Source organism: Halalkalibaculum roseum, from assembly GCF_011059145.1.
GTDB lineage: Bacteria > Bacteroidota > Rhodothermia > Balneolales > Balneolaceae > Halalkalibaculum > Halalkalibaculum roseum.
This window is the reverse complement of sequence record NZ_JAALLT010000003.1, coordinates 620,117-635,270: the sequence shown is the minus strand read 5'-3', so window position 1 is coordinate 635,270 and position 15,154 is coordinate 620,117. Positions and strand designations below refer to the sequence as shown.

The window sequence follows — 15,154 nt, the reverse complement described above, 5'->3', positions numbered from 1 at the left end:
GTGGAAAACTATGGCAATAAAAAAAGGGGCCCGAGAGTATCGGGCCCCTGAGGTTATCTAACTATAATACTTTTAGTTAGATGGTGGGTTCACGTCCCAGAATAATTGAGTTGTCAGTTCATCACCGCCAATGGCCTGAGCCGCAGCTTCGTAATTGCTTTGGTTCAGGTTTTGCTCATCTACCGGATAGGTGAACCTGGACGGAATATCTCCGTAGGTAAGTCCCTGAGGCTCTGGCGGAACGTTGAAGATCGGATAGTCGAGTCGTCTCCACTCGGTCCAAGCCTGGAGTCCCTGTAGATAGAGTCCGAGCCACTTCTGTGTTGCGATGGCATTCATCTGCTCTTCCATGGTTCCTGTAATAGGGAACGCTGCGGGTCCTCCAACCTGTGCCAGGTAGTCATCAGCCTCACTGCTGCTTACTCCCCAGTAGTCCATGTCGGCACGAACTGCATTTTCGTAATGCGTCTGCGCCTGGGCGGGAGTACCGGTTAGCCATCCTCTCAGGTTGGCTTCAGCGCGAATGAACTCAACTTCGGCATATTCAAGGATCATGCCTTCAAAGGCAGGTTGCTTGATAACGGATCCGAAGTGTGAGAAATCTTCATATTCATTCGTAGTGCCGTATATACCGCCAACGTATTCACCTTCAATTTGAGTAAAGTGAATAGATCGGCGCGGATCGTCCAGTGCATTCATGGTATCTACCACCGTGTTGGCTGGTACATAGTCATTACGTCCGCTTTGCACAAGAGCTTCCCATAGAGGGTTTGTGTGCGGTGGCGCTGACTGGAACGGAATGATGGCATTATCCGCGTTGCTTTGGAAAGCATTTGGTGATGCTTCTTCAATCGCGGTTTGCGCTGCTGAAGCATTGACATCAGCAATAGTTATGCCAAGACGCATCTTCAGGGAGTTGGCAAATTTCACCCACTGAGCTACATCGCCGTCATAAAAGACATCTGATGAACCGAATCCACCGGCGGCTGTATTAAAGTTGCCGATAGCAGTATTCAGTCGAGTCAGCAGGTCCTGAAAAATGGCCTGATCATCCTCATAAGCCGGTTGTGTATTTTCCGGATCAAGCGCCTCTGAATAAGGGATATCACCGAATACAGTTGCCAGCTCATAGTAGGTCATCACTTTGAGCACTTCTATTGTGGCAAGTTGATTTGCCTTAACATCATCATCGATGAACTGATTTTCTTCGATCAGTCTTTCGGCTTCATCCAAGTCTTTGAGAACATTTGTATAAAGTTCTTCCCAAAGATTGGATGGTATAGCTCGTGTAGTCAACTCATACTGGGACTCCGTTGCGTAAGTAGTGGAAGCCCAGTACTGAGATATCAGCTTGAAAATATTTGAGTTGATATCTGGACTGTTCAGGTACGTTCCCAGGCTTACCTGGGCGTTTGAAAACAGCGTTTCTCCTGGTACATCAGAAGGATCCTTAGGATTGTTATTGAGGCTAGTCAATTCATCCTCGCAGGAACCTAATACCAGTGCAAATAAAACTAGTGGTATTATAAGCTTTCTCATAGTATTCATCTCTAAAACCTCAGTTTCAGATTAAAGGTAAATTCTCTCGTCGCCGGATGAACGGCACCCTGGTAACCTTGTACGTTACCGGCTACAATTCCCTGTTCAGGATCGGCGTGCGGCAGGTTCTTGTGGATGATCCACAAGTTGCGCCCTACTGCTGAAACAGAAGCGGATCTAAGTACCCCAATCTTGTTAATCACGCTTTGCGGGAGGTTATAGGTAAGACCCATTTCCCGAAGCTTGACATAACTTCCATCATAGATGAAGTGTGCACTTGGGTTATTGATCCATCCGAATGCACCAGCGTAATTACTGGCAGGCGCATATACGTCATTTGGTGATCCGTCAGGACTTACTCCGTCAAGGATTACACCACCGCCGTCTGAGACCGGATCACGAACATTCATTCCGTTGTCATTTATCGCTGCGGTTACAGGATACTGTCCTGTACCTTGACCATAGTACTGGTCAAGCGAGAATATATCTCCTCCCCATCGCACATCGACAAGGAAGTTGAAAGACCAGTTCTGGTAGTTGAATCGATTTGAAATACCACCGGTCCAGTCGGGATTCATGTTACCGATTATGTTATTGGAGGTACTTGTTGTTTGATAGAATCCGGTTGACGGATCAACAATGGGTTCTCCGTTTTCGTGATAGATATAATCGGAACCTCGAATGGCACCATATGGCTCGCCCAGTGCTGCACTAATCGTGACGTCACCCTGTGGTGAAGCAAGCTGGTAGTTATCGATTCCTGGCGCGAGAGCTTTAACCTTGTTGATATTTTTACTCCAGTTAACCGTTGTGGTCCAGGCAAAATCCTGGGAAACTATCGGTCGACCGGTGATGGTCAGCTCAATACCTCGGTTTTCAACATTACCTGCATTCACGAACTTAGCTTCGTAGCCGGAAGCTCGTGATACCTCGGTAGCGAGAATCTGATTCAGTGTATTCTGATCATAGTAGTTGAGATCATATCTGAATCGATCGTTGAAGAAGCTCATCTGTAAACCAACTTCCCAACTCTTGGTACGCTCAGGTTTCAGGTCGGGATTATTCTTGGTTGTAGGCAGGGTGTAAAGCGCCGCATTACCAAAGTTTGCAGGACGCCCAAAGGTGTCCTCAATACTATAAGGTGGTGCGGTGTTACCTACCTCAGCCCAGCTACCGCGAATTTTACCGAAGTCCAGCCACTCTATATCCAGGAATTCGCTAAATACGAATCCGGCTGAAGCTGAAGGATAGTAATAGATATTCTCACCATCCGGCAAGCTGGAAGATTTATCTCTTCTGCCTGTAAGCTCAATATTCAGGTAGTCATTGTAATTAATATTCAAGCTGGCAAAGTAACCGTTTACGCCAAGCTGCCGATCGGTCTCGTTGGGATACTGGATTTGGTTAATGGAGTTATCCAGGGAATACAGTCCCGGTACGACCAATCCGCCATTTGTTTGAGCGGTAATTCCTACAGTTTTATTTCGCCGGATATTCATACCGACTACACCGCTTATACCGAGTGCTTCGGTAAGCTGTTTGTTGTAATTAGCCAGCAAGTCATAATTGTATTCCGTAAAGTTCTGGCGTCGTTGCGTGTAGCTTGGTACTCCTACACTCTGCTTATTTTGACGCTCTTCGATCATTTGACTATAACTGTCAATAGCCACTCGACCGGTGAAACTCAGCCAGTCGGCTGCGTCATATCGGGCTTCGGCGTAACCGAAATAACGATCCCGCTCATCAGTTTCATAGTTCTCGTATCGATCCCAGAAAAGATTATTCCAATAAATGGGACTGTCTCCCGCTTGCCCCGGGGCCCAGTTCCATGTATTGTTATTTCGATTTCTGAAATAAGCTTGACGTTGCTTTTCAATATCAACGTTGGTTGCCCACCATTGACGGAATTCACTAAAAATGGTACCGTAACCGGTTGAAGGTCTCGCCCGGCCTTCCGTCTTAGTATATTGGATGGAAGCATCCACCGTCAGTTTTTCACTTACATCATAACCGGCAGCAAAATTGAGCTTGTGATTATCAAGCTTACTGTTCGGTAGTATGCCGGTTGTGTTCGACTGATTATAACCAAGAGAATAGTGGCCTCTATCAAAACCGCCGTCGATCATGATACTATTCTTGGTGTTGAAACCCGTATCAAAGAAACTCATCGGTCCGTTTTCAGCAGGAACCCAAGGGGTCGGCTGACCGAAATTAGGACTGCTTTCAACAAAAGCATCCCATTGGTAAACCATCAAATTAGGGTCAAAACGCGGTCCGAATGAGGCATCATCCTGATGACGTACAACATTATCGTCCGTACCGTCACCGTCAACATCCTGTTGTGAAAACACAGGAATGTAACCTCCGCCATACTTGTCTTGGTAATCAACGAAGGTATTTGGGTCAACACGGCTGATACCGACACTTGAGTTAACGGTTACGTCAACTTGACGCTGGCCTTTTTGACCGGATTTGGTTTCAATAACCACAGCACCGTTGGAAGCGCGTGATCCGTATAATGCTGCAGCGGCAGGGCCTTTCATAACGTTGACCGATGCAATATTGTCGGGATTGATATCAACGGCAGTGTTACCGTAGTCATAACCGGCAAAACCTTCTTCGACACCGGCATCGTTAAATTCCTGGTTGGAATAGGGCACTCCGTCAACGACGAAAAGTACCTGGTTATCACCGGAAATTGATTTATAACCGCGCATTACGATATTTGTTGAACCGCCCATGCCGTTTGTCTGATTCACTTTCAGACCGGCAACGCGTCCGCTGAGCGAAGTCATAAAATTATCGCTTCTGCTTTCGGAAATTACATCTCCGTCCACTTTTTGTGCGGAATAAGGCAGTTCGTTTTCGGTTTGCTCAATACCGTAAGCCGTTACAAAAACCTCACCAAGCATGCGCTCGGATGATGCCAGCGAAACATCTATGGTTTCCGTTGATTCGTCTACGGTTACTGATTGGGTTAATTCCTGGTATCCTACAAAGCTGAATCGTAGCTCGTAAGTACCATAGGGGACATCCTCGATGGTATATGTACCTTCCGAGGTTGTCGCAGCCCCCTTATTTAGAGAGGGAATAAAAACATTCACTCCGGGCAGAACTTCGCCGGTCTGCTCGTCAGTGACTGTTCCTTCAATGGTACCGGTTTGGGCCATGATGCTCGATGCACCAAATGTAAAGGCCGCCACCAGCAGTAATACTGATTTTAGTATCCTATGTAACATGATGACTCCATTTAATTAATGTTTTAGTGATAAAGTGGTTAGATGGGCGTAGAAAAGAGTTAAGTAGATATAGAGGTCCCCCATCGCGTGAGTGAAGGGCAAGATGCTTCGGGGATTTAAAAATAACCTCAGTTACTTATTATGACTCCTTTTATACCTAGCGTATAATATCTAGGTAGTAATACCTACGCGCAAAGGTATATAAATGCAATGCTTATGGCAAATAGTCTTATATATTATTGTAGAAATTGAGCTTAATGCTAAAATCTACCTTAAAATATAAGTTTTGAGAGGGATTCAGCTGCTGAGTTTCCGGATCAGAGGAAACTCTTTAAGCAGAAAATCGGGAAGAGAAAGGTATCTGTATTCGTTTCTTAGTGGGAATTCTGAGCGTAGAGTGTTAAAACCGGGCTCTTTCTTTTGAGGAGGGAGTCCGATCAGACGCTTCAACCTCTTTTCATATTCCCTGATGGGATGAATTTTACAGAGTACATCGGATAGCTGTGCCGATTTTAGTGAATTATTTGTGAGTTTAAGGCCCTCATTGTTCGAACTTGAATCGGTATCAGGAACTTCCAGTCCAAAGTGCTTGCACATCGAATCAACAATCATTTGCGTGGCTCGCAATTTTGACTGTCTGGAGTATCCGGCGATGTGAGGGGTTTTTAGGAATGCATTTTCGGCGATGAGGTCATTAAAGAGGGGTTCATTTTCCCACACGTCGATGATGAAATTTTCTACAGATCCCTTTATATATGCTTTGAGTAATGCCTGTTCGTCAATTACTCCCCCTCTTGAGGTGTTAATTATAAGGTCATAGTGATTTGAGTCCAGTTTGTCTTCATCCAGCCAGTGATAGGTGGCAAAAACCCCTCGGTGTTCCAGAGGGGTGTGAAAAGATAGAACATCAGCCGAGAGTACATCTTCGAGGTTTGCTGAAGTAAAATTCTCTTCTCTTTTTTCTTTTGGAGGATCATAACAAATCGTGCTTACGCCTAGACTATTTAATAACCGGTCAACTTCTGTTCCTGCATTTCCCTTACCAATAATACCGACAGTAAGGGATTTCGGGGTTTTCGCGATGTCTTCCATCCACAATAAAAGGGATGTGACAACATATTCGGCAACGGAACGACTGTTGCAGCCTGCGGCATCGCCAAATGCAATATCTCTTTTTTTCAATAACTCAAGGTCAACATGGTCTGTTCCTGCTGAACCGGTGGCTATGAACTGCAGACTTTTGGGAAGCCGGTCAATGAGGTTTCTGTCAATTTTGTTGACTGTTCGGATAAGCAGTGCATCAGCATTATCCAGGTCTTCAGGAATACCTTGTGAAGGGTTGTATAATTTTAGATTACAGCTTTCAGGGAGAAGTTGTTCAATGTTATAAAGGTACTTATCAGCAAATACGGTAATCATGATAATATTTTGGCAGATCATTTGTACATTTGCTCCCAATATACCTCAATTTGTATCGAATTTTAATCCTTTTCATTAGCCTATATGTCGAAAAAGAGCTTTAATCCCGTATCCATAATTCGTAAAAAGAGAGAAGGCAAGGAAGTATCCAAAGAAGAGATTGAATACCTTGTGAAACAGTACACCCGTGATGAGCTGCCCGATTATCAGATGAGCGCTTTCTTGATGGCGGCATACCTGAACCGGCTGAACAATGACGAAGCTTCTGCCTTGACCGGTGCGATGCTGCACTCGGGCAAGGTGCTGGATTTGAGCGATATCCCCGGCAAAAAAGTGGATAAGCACTCGACAGGGGGCGTGGGGGACAAGTTATCTCTTATCCTCGCCCCGATTGTGGCAAGCTGCGGCGTTCCGGTTCCCATGATTTCAGGTCGAGGGCTGGGGCATACAGGTGGTACATTGGACAAGCTGGAATCCATTACAGGTTTTGAGGTCGATATCAGTCTAGAGAGATATCGCAGCATATTAAAAGAGTGTCATATGGTAATGGCGGGTGCTACTGAAGATATTGCCCCTGCTGACAAGCGGCTGTATGCCCTTCGTGATGTTACCGCCACTGTGGAATCTATTCCACTGATCGCAGGAAGTATCATGAGTAAAAAGCTTGCAGAAGGCATTGATGCACTGGTACTTGATGTAAAATTCGGGTCGGGTGCCTTTATGAAAACCATAGAAGAGGCTAAAGAGCTGGCTGAAACGTTGGTGAATATCGGCGAAAGCTTTGGCAAGGAGACCATTGCCTATCTGAGTAATATGAATCAGCCGCTTGGTTATAAGATTGGAAACTGGTTGGAAGTGGAAGAGTCAATTGATGCTTTAAATGGCAAGGGTCCGGGTGATGTAATGACAGTGACTCACCAATTGGCCGGCACGATGATCTATCTGGGTGGCAAAGCTTCAACTGTTTCGGAAGGTATTGAAAAGAGCAAACAGGCCATTACAAAAGGGCGGGCTATGGAGACCTGGAAAAAACTGGTGGATGCCCAGGAGGGTGATCGCAGATTGATGGATAATCCCGGTAAATACCCGAAAGCAGACCATGATTTCACCATCAAGGCGAAGCGTGATGGCTTCGTGAGCGCTATGGATGCTTATGAAATTGGGATGGCATCCGTTGAACTGGGTGCGGGAAGGAGAGTCAAGGAAGATACTATTGATCCGGCGGCAGGATTTGTTCTTAAAAAGAAGATTGGAGATTCTGTAAAAAAAGGTGAAACAATTGCTACCGGTTTTACGAACAACAAACAAGCTATAGATGCTGTGACTGAATCTTTTTCACAGGCAGTAACTATTGGCGATGAAAAACCTGAACCCATTCTAATGTTAACTCATAAAGTGGACAAAAAGGGCATTCATGAAATTTCACATAATTCGTGATAAAAATTGCAATAACGATAAAATAACATAACTTTATCTTAATAGGCATTATACCCCTTAAAACAGTGGGTGTTAGGGCAGGGCAATCTTAATAAAAGTACAAAAACAATGTTTAAACGACTCATTCGCGCAATCAAGTCTATTTTCAGTGGATTTATCAGTTCCATGGAAGATCCAAAATTGATTTTGGAGCAGAATATTCGGGACTTGAATGACCAGATCCCTCAAATGAACGAAAATATTGCCACCGTTAAGGCCAATATGATGATGCTTCAGAAAGAGGTAAACAAGTATGAAAAACGCATACAGGACCTTACCGCAAAGATAAAATCTGCTATTCAGGCAGACAGGGATGACATTGCCGAAGGCTATGCCCTGCAGCTTGAACAGGCAAAGGAGAGTATGAGCAGTTCCAAAGAGCAGCTGAAATTTGCCGAACAGGCTTATGAAAAATCTCTGAAAGTGAAGAAAGCGTTTGTCCGAGAAAAAGATCGTAAAATCCAGGAAGCCAAGGAGGCTCTCCGCGCGAGTGAACGGGCTGAATGGCAAGGTAAAGTGGCAGATGCCATGGAACAGTTTGAAGTTGGCGGACTTGACCAGACTCATGATGAAATGCTTAACAGGCTCAATGAGCAAACAGCTAAAAATGAAGCCCGCATGGAACTGGCCTTAGATAGTATCGATACGGAAACCATGGAAATTGAAGCCAATGCAGAGAAGCTGCGCGCCTCAGAATTGGTGAAGCAATTCAAATCTGAAATGGGTCTTGCCGATGGAGTGGAAGAGCAGGAGAAGAAGGTTGGCAAGCAGATCGAAATTGAGGAAGAAGAAAGCACCGGTGAAAAAGATAAGGGCAAAACAGTGGGCAAGAAGGAAAAATCTAAATCCTAAACGTAAGCGGGACTAACCATGAGTAGCGACAGTCGCGAAGAACGTGAAAAACTAAAGGAAGAGTACAAGCAGCACTATCGCAAGATACGTGAGGTAAAAGAGCGTCTTGCCCGGTCTAAAAAGACACAGAACATTTCAGATGCTCTTAAAAACATGGACACCACCCAACTTACTGACAACTTTGATGAGTTTCTCTATAAGGTTAAGAGTAAGATTGCCAATGTGGAAGCCCGGCTCGATGTGGCAATGGATAGCCTGGCCATGTCGGAAGATGATGCTATAGCTGAGGTAGAACGCGACGAAGAGCTGAAAAAAGCCAAAGCTAAAGAGACGCTCCGCCAGGCTAAGATCGAGATGGGCTTGCTCTATACTGAGATCGAACAGCAAGCGGATTCTATAAGTGTTGAAAAAACGATAGGTACGAAAAAATCTACTGAAGAAAAGGCTGAAAGCTCGACGGCAGAAGAGACAGATAATAGCAAGAAGGAGAATTAATCTCTATGGACAAGGATACTTCTATTAATTATACAAGAGAAGCGTTTTTGCACCCGATAAATATGGGTTTTTTATTGGTTGCAACCGTAACGGCTTTCACACTCAGTGATGTCGGGTTGATTTCGAACGTGATACTCTCCATGGCTTTCGGTACGGAGCTGATGTATCTCGGTATCGTGCCGCGGCTGCCACGGTTCAGAAAGAATGTCAAGCTTCAGAAACTAAGAGACCGGAATTCTGAAGATGAAGAGAAGACCGTATTTCAGGAACTTGATCAGAAAAGTAAAAAGCGCTTCCTGGTATTGAAACATCTCACAAAGCTTATCAAAGAAAATTTCGACAAGCTTCCCTACAGCTCACAAGGGCTATTGGAAAATATCAGGAAAAAAATTGGAGAATTAATTTCCAATTATCTTACGCTTCTGGATCTTCACAAGCGTTACAAGCTGTACATGGACACGTCTGTTGAAGAAAGTTTGAAAAGAGAAGTTAATAACGAAGAGGAGAAGCTTGAAACGCTGAAGTCCGAAAGACTTAAAAAGACACGATTACGCAGGATTGCCATACTTAAAAAGCGTCTCAAAAAATTTGAAATTGCCAAAGAGAAGTATCTGATCTGTGAAACCCATTTGGAAACTATTGAGGATGCCATCCGTTATATCTACGAACAGTCTATGACGATGAGCAATCCGGAAGAGATCGGTTTTCAGCTCGACAACCTTTTAGAAGAGGTTGAAGAAACTTCCCAGCTCATAGATGATCTGGACCAGGATATACTCCCTTCCTATTCCGGTCTTGATGAAATTGATTTGGATGCCGAACTTAAGGAAGCTCAGGCAGCCAAGGAAACTGAGCAGCAAATAAACACTTCAAAACGCGTTAAAGAATAGAAGATACATATGAGCCAGTCTTACAAGACGATTTCTGTTGAAATTGATGATCATGGAATAGCTAAAGTTGTCATCAATCGCCCGGAAAAGTTAAACGCTTTAAATGACCAAGTGTTAAATGAGTTGGCAGAAGTATTTAAGGACATTCAGATTAATAATGAGATTAAAGCGGTACTACTGACCGGTTCGGGAGAGAAAGCATTCGTAGCCGGTGCCGATATCAAGGAGCTGGCTGATTTGGACGAGCGATCGGGTAGAATGGCTTCTCAAAAAGGCCAGCAGATTTTTCAGGCTATTGAAGACACCCGGAAACCGGTTATTGCTGTGGTCAACGGATATGCCCTTGGGGGCGGAGCCGAATTGGCAATGGCTTGTCACCTGCGCATTGCCACTCCCAATGCTAAATTCGGACTTCCTGAAGTAGGTCTCGGGCTCATTCCCGGTTATGGCGGTACCCAGCGTTTATCACACATTGTGGGCAACGCCCGTGCATTGGAAATGATCTTGACGGGCAAACAGGTATCGGCAGAGAAAGCGCTTGAAATGGGCCTGGTCAACAATATTTCGGAAAATGCTGAAGAAGAGGCCAAAAATTTGCTGGGGACCATATTGAAAAATGGACCGATAGCCATCAGCAAAGCGATTGCGGCCGTTTATCACTCCGATGATTCCAATGGATACCAGGTTGAAGCTGATCTGTTCGGATTGCTTTGCGACACAGAAGACTTCAAAGAGGGCACCGGCGCATTCCTCGAAAAAAGAAAACCCAACTTCAAAGGAAAATAAGGTATACGGTATAGGGTATAAGGAGGGAGTTTCAAATAAGAACTATTAATTGATGAAGAGTAAACCTGGAATTAAGAAAGTTGTTAATTCAATTGAGGATGAATCAGCCTCATATGATTCAGGGAAAGACTTCACTACTCTTGAAGCTTGGAAGAAAGCCAGAACCGTAAAGTTATACTTCTATAACTCTGTCTTGCCTTCTCTTCCTATAGAGGAAAAGTTTGGACTAGATACCCAAATACGAAAAGCTGCTATCAGTACGACGGCAAACATAGCTGAGGGGTATGGCAGATTTCATTACCAGGAAGGATTACAGTTTTACCGAATATCCCGGGCTTCTTTATATGAATTGAAAGACCATTTAATAAGTGCACTTGATTTACAGTATATTAGCAGACCTATTTTTGATAAAGGAATTGAACATATCGAAGAATCGAAAAAAACACTTAATGGCTATATTGGATTTGTGAAAAGGCAAAAACCGAATCTGAAATAAATATAGGTTAATAAATAAATCCTATTTAACCTTATACCTTATACCTTTTTCCCTTATACCCAATAATGATCGAACTATTACTAATTTTACTCACCGTACTCCTCAGCGGATTTTTCTCCGGCTCTGAGATAGCCTTTGTCAGTGCCAACCGGCTTAAGCTTGAGATTGAATCACGTAAAACATCCTGGACCGGTAGGGTTGTAAACTACTTTGTCCGTAATCCGGAGACCTTTCTGACAACAACTCTGGTAGGAAATAACATTGTCAACGTGGTCTACGCTACACTGATGACCCTCTTTTTGGTGGCTCCCATCACCAATATCTTCGAATCATGGGTAGGTTTTGGTCCCTCTCCGGTAACCTTGTTAGTGATACAGACCATCATTGCTTCAGTCGTCATTATGATTTTCGGAGAGATTTTGCCCAAAGCTCTTTTCCGCATACACGCCGACTGGTGGGTGAAGATTATTGCCATACCGCAACAGATTTGTAATTGGATTTTTAGACCCCTCATTTATCTCGCCGATCTCTCTTCAGATTTCCTTATCAGAATGATTAATCCTGAAATCGACCGGTCGGGCCAGGTATTCCGCCGCCAGGATGTTGAGCTCATTTTTAAAGAGCTTCGTGATACAGGAGGCAGTGATTTGGATAAAGAAGATTCGGAGATACTTCACAACGTACTGGAGCTGTCGAACAAACGGGTCAAAGAGTCAATGATTCCGCGTACCGATATCGTGGCTATTGAAAAAAATACCAGTATTGAAGAGACATTAAAGGTTTTTATCTCATCAGGCTTCTCCAAGCTGCCGGTTTACCAAGAATCTATTGATGATATCATCGGTGTAATTTTTGCCTATGACCTGTTTAACAATCCGAAGAACTTGACTGAGATCATGCGTCCCATTAAACTGGTGCCTTCATCTCAGAAATCGAAGGATCTGCTTTCGGAGTTCCGGAAGTCAAATATTTCGGTAGCGGTGGTTATTGATGAATACGGCGGTACAGCCGGTATGATTACCATCGAAGACGTGCTTGAAGAGGTGGTTGGCGATATTCAGGATGAGTACGATACTGAAGATCACATCATGAAAAAGCTTTCCAATAACACTTTTGTGATTAGCGGAGGGGTGGAAATTGAGGACCTCAGGGAGCAATATCCTGAGATCAGTTTGCCGGAGGAGACATCAGACTATGAAACACTGGCCGGCTACATTATCGATTCCCTTGGACGTATTCCCAAGGTTAATGAAGAGTTGCTGATAGGCAATAACAAATTCATAATAAGCAAAGCATCACCAAGCAGGATCGAAACCGTGAAAATCGTACTGATTGACTGAGTGCTTTTTAACTGTGATCAAGTACTTGAATTACAGTAGATGAATAGTATAAAGCAGTAGAAATATTTTTTCTACACTTAGCATAGGTCCCTAAAACATGCAACCAAGAAAAATTCTAAAAATAAACAAAAGAGATGTTTGACCACTATCCGTCTTGGGGACAAGAATTTGCTCAGAAATACCTGAGTCGTACCATCAACCAGTTCTTGTTGCATGGCAATGTCCATGACATGGTTTGCCTCAATAAAAAAGATAAGACCGATTTTGTACGGTTGAAGACCTTTCTTTCGGAAGAATTCTTTGGTGCTCGAGATTTTGTTGTCTTTTATGATCGTTCTTCAGGCATCTATTTCAGGGATAAGGAATCTCAAAAAGATTTTAACCGTGCCGTTGCGGGACGTGACTCCCTGCTTGGAACCGATTATGCCAATAAGCTGCCGAAGGATCCGGTAAGGGTATTTTCACTCCTGGAGCAATATTTTCGGATTCGTGTAGATGACAAAAAGAGTATCGCTCTTATCATCGATTATGCGGAAACCATTGTTCCAATGAATGAGGCGGGATCCACAGGCTCGGACGATCGAACCGCCCTCGTTTATCTGTCCCGGTGGGCGCACGATCCCATGTTTTTGGCTGCTGATTTCACTACGGTTCTCATCACAGAGAATCTGGCGGATCTGAACAAGACTCTGGTGCAGAATCCCTATACCAGTGATATTCATATTCCCATTCCGAACGAACAGCAGAGAACCGAGTTCATCAAATATGAGACGGATAAGGAGACCTATAAAGATCTTTCAGCAGTTAGCCGTCCGGTTTTGGCCCAGCAAACAGCCGGACTCAATTTTATCCACCTGAGAAGTATCCTTTCCAATGCGCGGGAAAATAAGGAGAAGATAACACATAGCCGTCTCTCTGAAGTTAAAAAAGAGCTGATTGAGGCAGAAGCTTATGGTCTGCTGGAATTTGTTGAAACGGATTATACCCTTGATAATGTAGCCGGGCATACCAATGTGAAAAAGCATTTACGCCAGGCGGTAAAAGCACTCAAACAAGGCAGGCAAGATGTGCTGCCCATGGGATACCTTGTCTGTGGACCTGTTGGAACCGGTAAAACTTTTATGGTTACCTGTTTTGCCAGCGAGGTAGGCATACCCATGGTGAAGCTTAAAAATTTTCGAAGCCAATGGCAGGGTGTAACCGAAGGGAATCTTGAAAAAATACTGGGTCTTCTGAAGGCTATGGCTCCGGTTGCCGTAATGATTGATGAGGCGGATGCCTATCTTGGTGATCGCGATGCCAGCGGCGACAGCGGTGTATCGAGCCGGGTGTTCTCACAGATTGCAACTTTTATGAGCGATACGCGAAATCGCGGCAGAATTATCTGGTTCCTTATGACTGCCCGACCGGACCTTATGCCCATTGACCTTAAGCGACAGGGAAGGGCGGAAGAACACCTTGCCCTGTTCCCGCCTCATACCAAGGAAGAACGTGTGGAGTTGTTTGAGGCCATGAGCAAAAAAACCGGACTCCAGTTAACCGAAGAATATGTACCACAGGTTATCGAGCAGGGGCTTAAAACCTTTTCCGGTGCCGACATGGAGGCCGCTTTAACAAGGGCCAAGTTCCGTGCTGCAGCTGAGGGAAAGAAAAAGGTCTCCCCCGAGATTCTGGATTTGGCATTGAATGATTTTCTCCCACCAACCTATCCGGAAGAAGTCGAACTACAAACCCTAAGCGCAGTCATTGAGTGTACCTCCAAAGAGCTGTTGCCCGAACGCTACCAGGAGATGGATCGAGGTGAAATCCTTGAAAAAATTGAGGATTTGAAACTGCGCATCGGATAAAATAGCTGATCAATAAACTTTTAAAGCTCGTTAGAAGCAATTCTGACGGGCTTTTTTTATGATCATAATCGCTACTTATAATTTCAACCAATTAATTTAACCAAATGGTTGAATAAATTGGTTGAATGATTTAGATTACTGTTAAATCAAATTGAAAAGAACCAATGACTGAAGAAGCAGAGACAGAAGAACAAATTTTACATGCCGCCAAAGAGGTATTTCAAAAGCAGGGTTTTTCGGGCGCACGGATGCAGGCTATTGCTGATCAAGCAGGAATCAATAAGTCGATGCTTCACTATTATTTCAGAAGCAAAGACAAGCTCTTTCAAAAAGTGTTTCAGCAAAGCATAAGGGAATTCTTCCCAAAAATTTTCAAAGTGCTGAATGGTGAGATGGAGTTTGAAGCCAAGATCGAGAAATTGGTGGAGACCTATTATACGATGTTCCGGAGTCACCCACATCTACCCAGGTTTGTAATTCATGAAATGAATCAGCATCCGGAGAGATTCCAATATTTCATGAGAAACATCGGTATAAAAATTCCGGCGCGGTTCATTGAACAGATTGAAAGAGAGGTAAAGTCAGGAAGAATAAAAAAGATCGATCCGAGACAGTTTATAATAAACACTATCGGCTTGTGTGTATTTCCGGTGATAGCAAAACCAATGATTGAAACTGTCTTTGAAATGGACGATAAACAGTTTAATGACTTCCTGGAACACAGAAAGAAAGAATTGCCTGTATTCATACTTAATGCTATAAAAAAGTGAAGGAC

The 15,154-nt window shown here is 44.0% G+C and carries 12 protein-coding genes; 9 read left to right on the top strand and 3 right to left on the bottom strand.

What is annotated here, in order from left to right:
- Positions 1-72: 72 nt before the first annotated feature.
- The 3 genes from G3570_RS11200 to G3570_RS11190 form a co-directional block, all read right to left on the bottom strand.
- Positions 73-1,539 carry a SusD/RagB family nutrient-binding outer membrane lipoprotein gene (locus tag G3570_RS11200; protein WP_165142302.1) on the bottom strand — a complete coding sequence of 489 codons (1,467 nt, stop codon included), beginning with the start codon at positions 1,537-1,539 and terminating at the stop codon, positions 73-75.
- Positions 1,540-1,550: 11 nt separating this feature from the next.
- Positions 1,551-4,778, bottom strand: a complete 3,228-nt coding sequence (locus G3570_RS11195; RefSeq protein WP_165142300.1) for a SusC/RagA family TonB-linked outer membrane protein — start codon at positions 4,776-4,778, stop codon at positions 1,551-1,553.
- Between the two features lie 297 nt (positions 4,779-5,075).
- Entirely contained in the window at positions 5,076-6,197 is a 1,122-nt protein-coding gene (locus tag G3570_RS11190) for a 4-phosphoerythronate dehydrogenase (RefSeq protein ID WP_165142298.1), read from the bottom strand.
- An 84-nt stretch (positions 6,198-6,281) separates the two neighbouring features.
- Between G3570_RS11190 and G3570_RS11185 the strand changes: the two genes are divergently transcribed.
- The 9 genes from G3570_RS11185 to G3570_RS11145 all read left to right on the top strand — a co-directional run bounded on the left by G3570_RS11185 (position 6,282) and on the right by G3570_RS11145 (position 15,149).
- Positions 6,282-7,634: a thymidine phosphorylase gene (locus G3570_RS11185; protein ID WP_165142296.1), complete on the top strand. Its 1,353-nt coding sequence runs from the start codon at positions 6,282-6,284 to the stop codon at positions 7,632-7,634.
- A gap of 108 nt (positions 7,635-7,742) precedes the next feature.
- Positions 7,743-8,525, top strand: coding sequence for a PspA/IM30 family protein (locus tag G3570_RS11180; RefSeq protein ID WP_165142294.1), 783 nt, complete (start codon positions 7,743-7,745; stop codon positions 8,523-8,525).
- A gap of 18 nt (positions 8,526-8,543) precedes the next feature.
- Complete coding sequence (locus G3570_RS11175; protein ID WP_165142292.1) at positions 8,544-9,020, top strand: hypothetical protein; 477 nt, start codon at positions 8,544-8,546, stop codon at positions 9,018-9,020.
- A 5-nt stretch (positions 9,021-9,025) separates the two neighbouring features.
- A complete protein-coding gene (locus G3570_RS11170) occupies positions 9,026-9,910 on the top strand; it encodes a hypothetical protein (protein ID WP_165142290.1) in 885 nt (294 codons plus the stop codon).
- Positions 9,911-9,919: 9 nt separating this feature from the next.
- Positions 9,920-10,696, top strand: a complete 777-nt coding sequence (locus tag G3570_RS11165; RefSeq protein WP_165142288.1) for an enoyl-CoA hydratase/isomerase family protein — start codon at positions 9,920-9,922, stop codon at positions 10,694-10,696.
- A 52-nt stretch (positions 10,697-10,748) separates the two neighbouring features.
- Positions 10,749-11,192, top strand: a complete 444-nt coding sequence (locus tag G3570_RS11160) for a four helix bundle protein (protein WP_165142286.1) — start codon at positions 10,749-10,751, stop codon at positions 11,190-11,192.
- 65 nt (positions 11,193-11,257) lie between these two features.
- Positions 11,258-12,532 carry a hemolysin family protein gene (locus G3570_RS11155; protein ID WP_165142284.1) on the top strand — a complete coding sequence of 425 codons (1,275 nt, stop codon included), beginning with the start codon at positions 11,258-11,260 and terminating at the stop codon, positions 12,530-12,532.
- A gap of 134 nt (positions 12,533-12,666) precedes the next feature.
- The gene (locus G3570_RS11150) at positions 12,667-14,379 is read left to right on the top strand and encodes an ATP-binding protein (protein WP_165142282.1); all 1,713 of its coding nucleotides are present in this window, start codon (positions 12,667-12,669) and stop codon (positions 14,377-14,379) included.
- Positions 14,380-14,543: 164 nt separating this feature from the next.
- A complete protein-coding gene (locus tag G3570_RS11145; RefSeq protein WP_165142280.1) occupies positions 14,544-15,149 on the top strand; it encodes a TetR/AcrR family transcriptional regulator in 606 nt (201 codons plus the stop codon).
- The last annotated feature ends 5 nt before the right edge of the window (positions 15,150-15,154 follow it).

Excerpts from the sequence above, each read along its gene's own strand:
- G3570_RS11200 (WP_165142302.1), bottom strand. The coding sequence starts at position 1,539 with ATGAGAAAGCTTATAATACCACTAGTTTTATTTGCACTGGTATTAGGT.
- G3570_RS11195 (WP_165142300.1), bottom strand. The coding sequence starts at position 4,778 with ATGTTACATAGGATACTAAAATCAGTATTACTGCTGGTGGCGGCCTTT.
- G3570_RS11190 (WP_165142298.1), bottom strand. The coding sequence starts at position 6,197 with ATGATTACCGTATTTGCTGATAAGTACCTTTATAACATTGAACAACTT.
- G3570_RS11185 (WP_165142296.1), top strand. The coding sequence starts at position 6,282 with ATGTCGAAAAAGAGCTTTAATCCCGTATCCATAATTCGTAAAAAGAGA.
- G3570_RS11180 (WP_165142294.1), top strand. The coding sequence starts at position 7,743 with ATGTTTAAACGACTCATTCGCGCAATCAAGTCTATTTTCAGTGGATTT.
- G3570_RS11175 (WP_165142292.1), top strand. The coding sequence starts at position 8,544 with ATGAGTAGCGACAGTCGCGAAGAACGTGAAAAACTAAAGGAAGAGTAC.
- G3570_RS11170 (WP_165142290.1), top strand. The coding sequence starts at position 9,026 with ATGGACAAGGATACTTCTATTAATTATACAAGAGAAGCGTTTTTGCAC.
- G3570_RS11165 (WP_165142288.1), top strand. The coding sequence starts at position 9,920 with ATGAGCCAGTCTTACAAGACGATTTCTGTTGAAATTGATGATCATGGA.
- G3570_RS11160 (WP_165142286.1), top strand. The coding sequence starts at position 10,749 with ATGAAGAGTAAACCTGGAATTAAGAAAGTTGTTAATTCAATTGAGGAT.
- G3570_RS11155 (WP_165142284.1), top strand. The coding sequence starts at position 11,258 with ATGATCGAACTATTACTAATTTTACTCACCGTACTCCTCAGCGGATTT.
- G3570_RS11150 (WP_165142282.1), top strand. The coding sequence starts at position 12,667 with ATGTTTGACCACTATCCGTCTTGGGGACAAGAATTTGCTCAGAAATAC.
- G3570_RS11145 (WP_165142280.1), top strand. The coding sequence starts at position 14,544 with ATGACTGAAGAAGCAGAGACAGAAGAACAAATTTTACATGCCGCCAAA.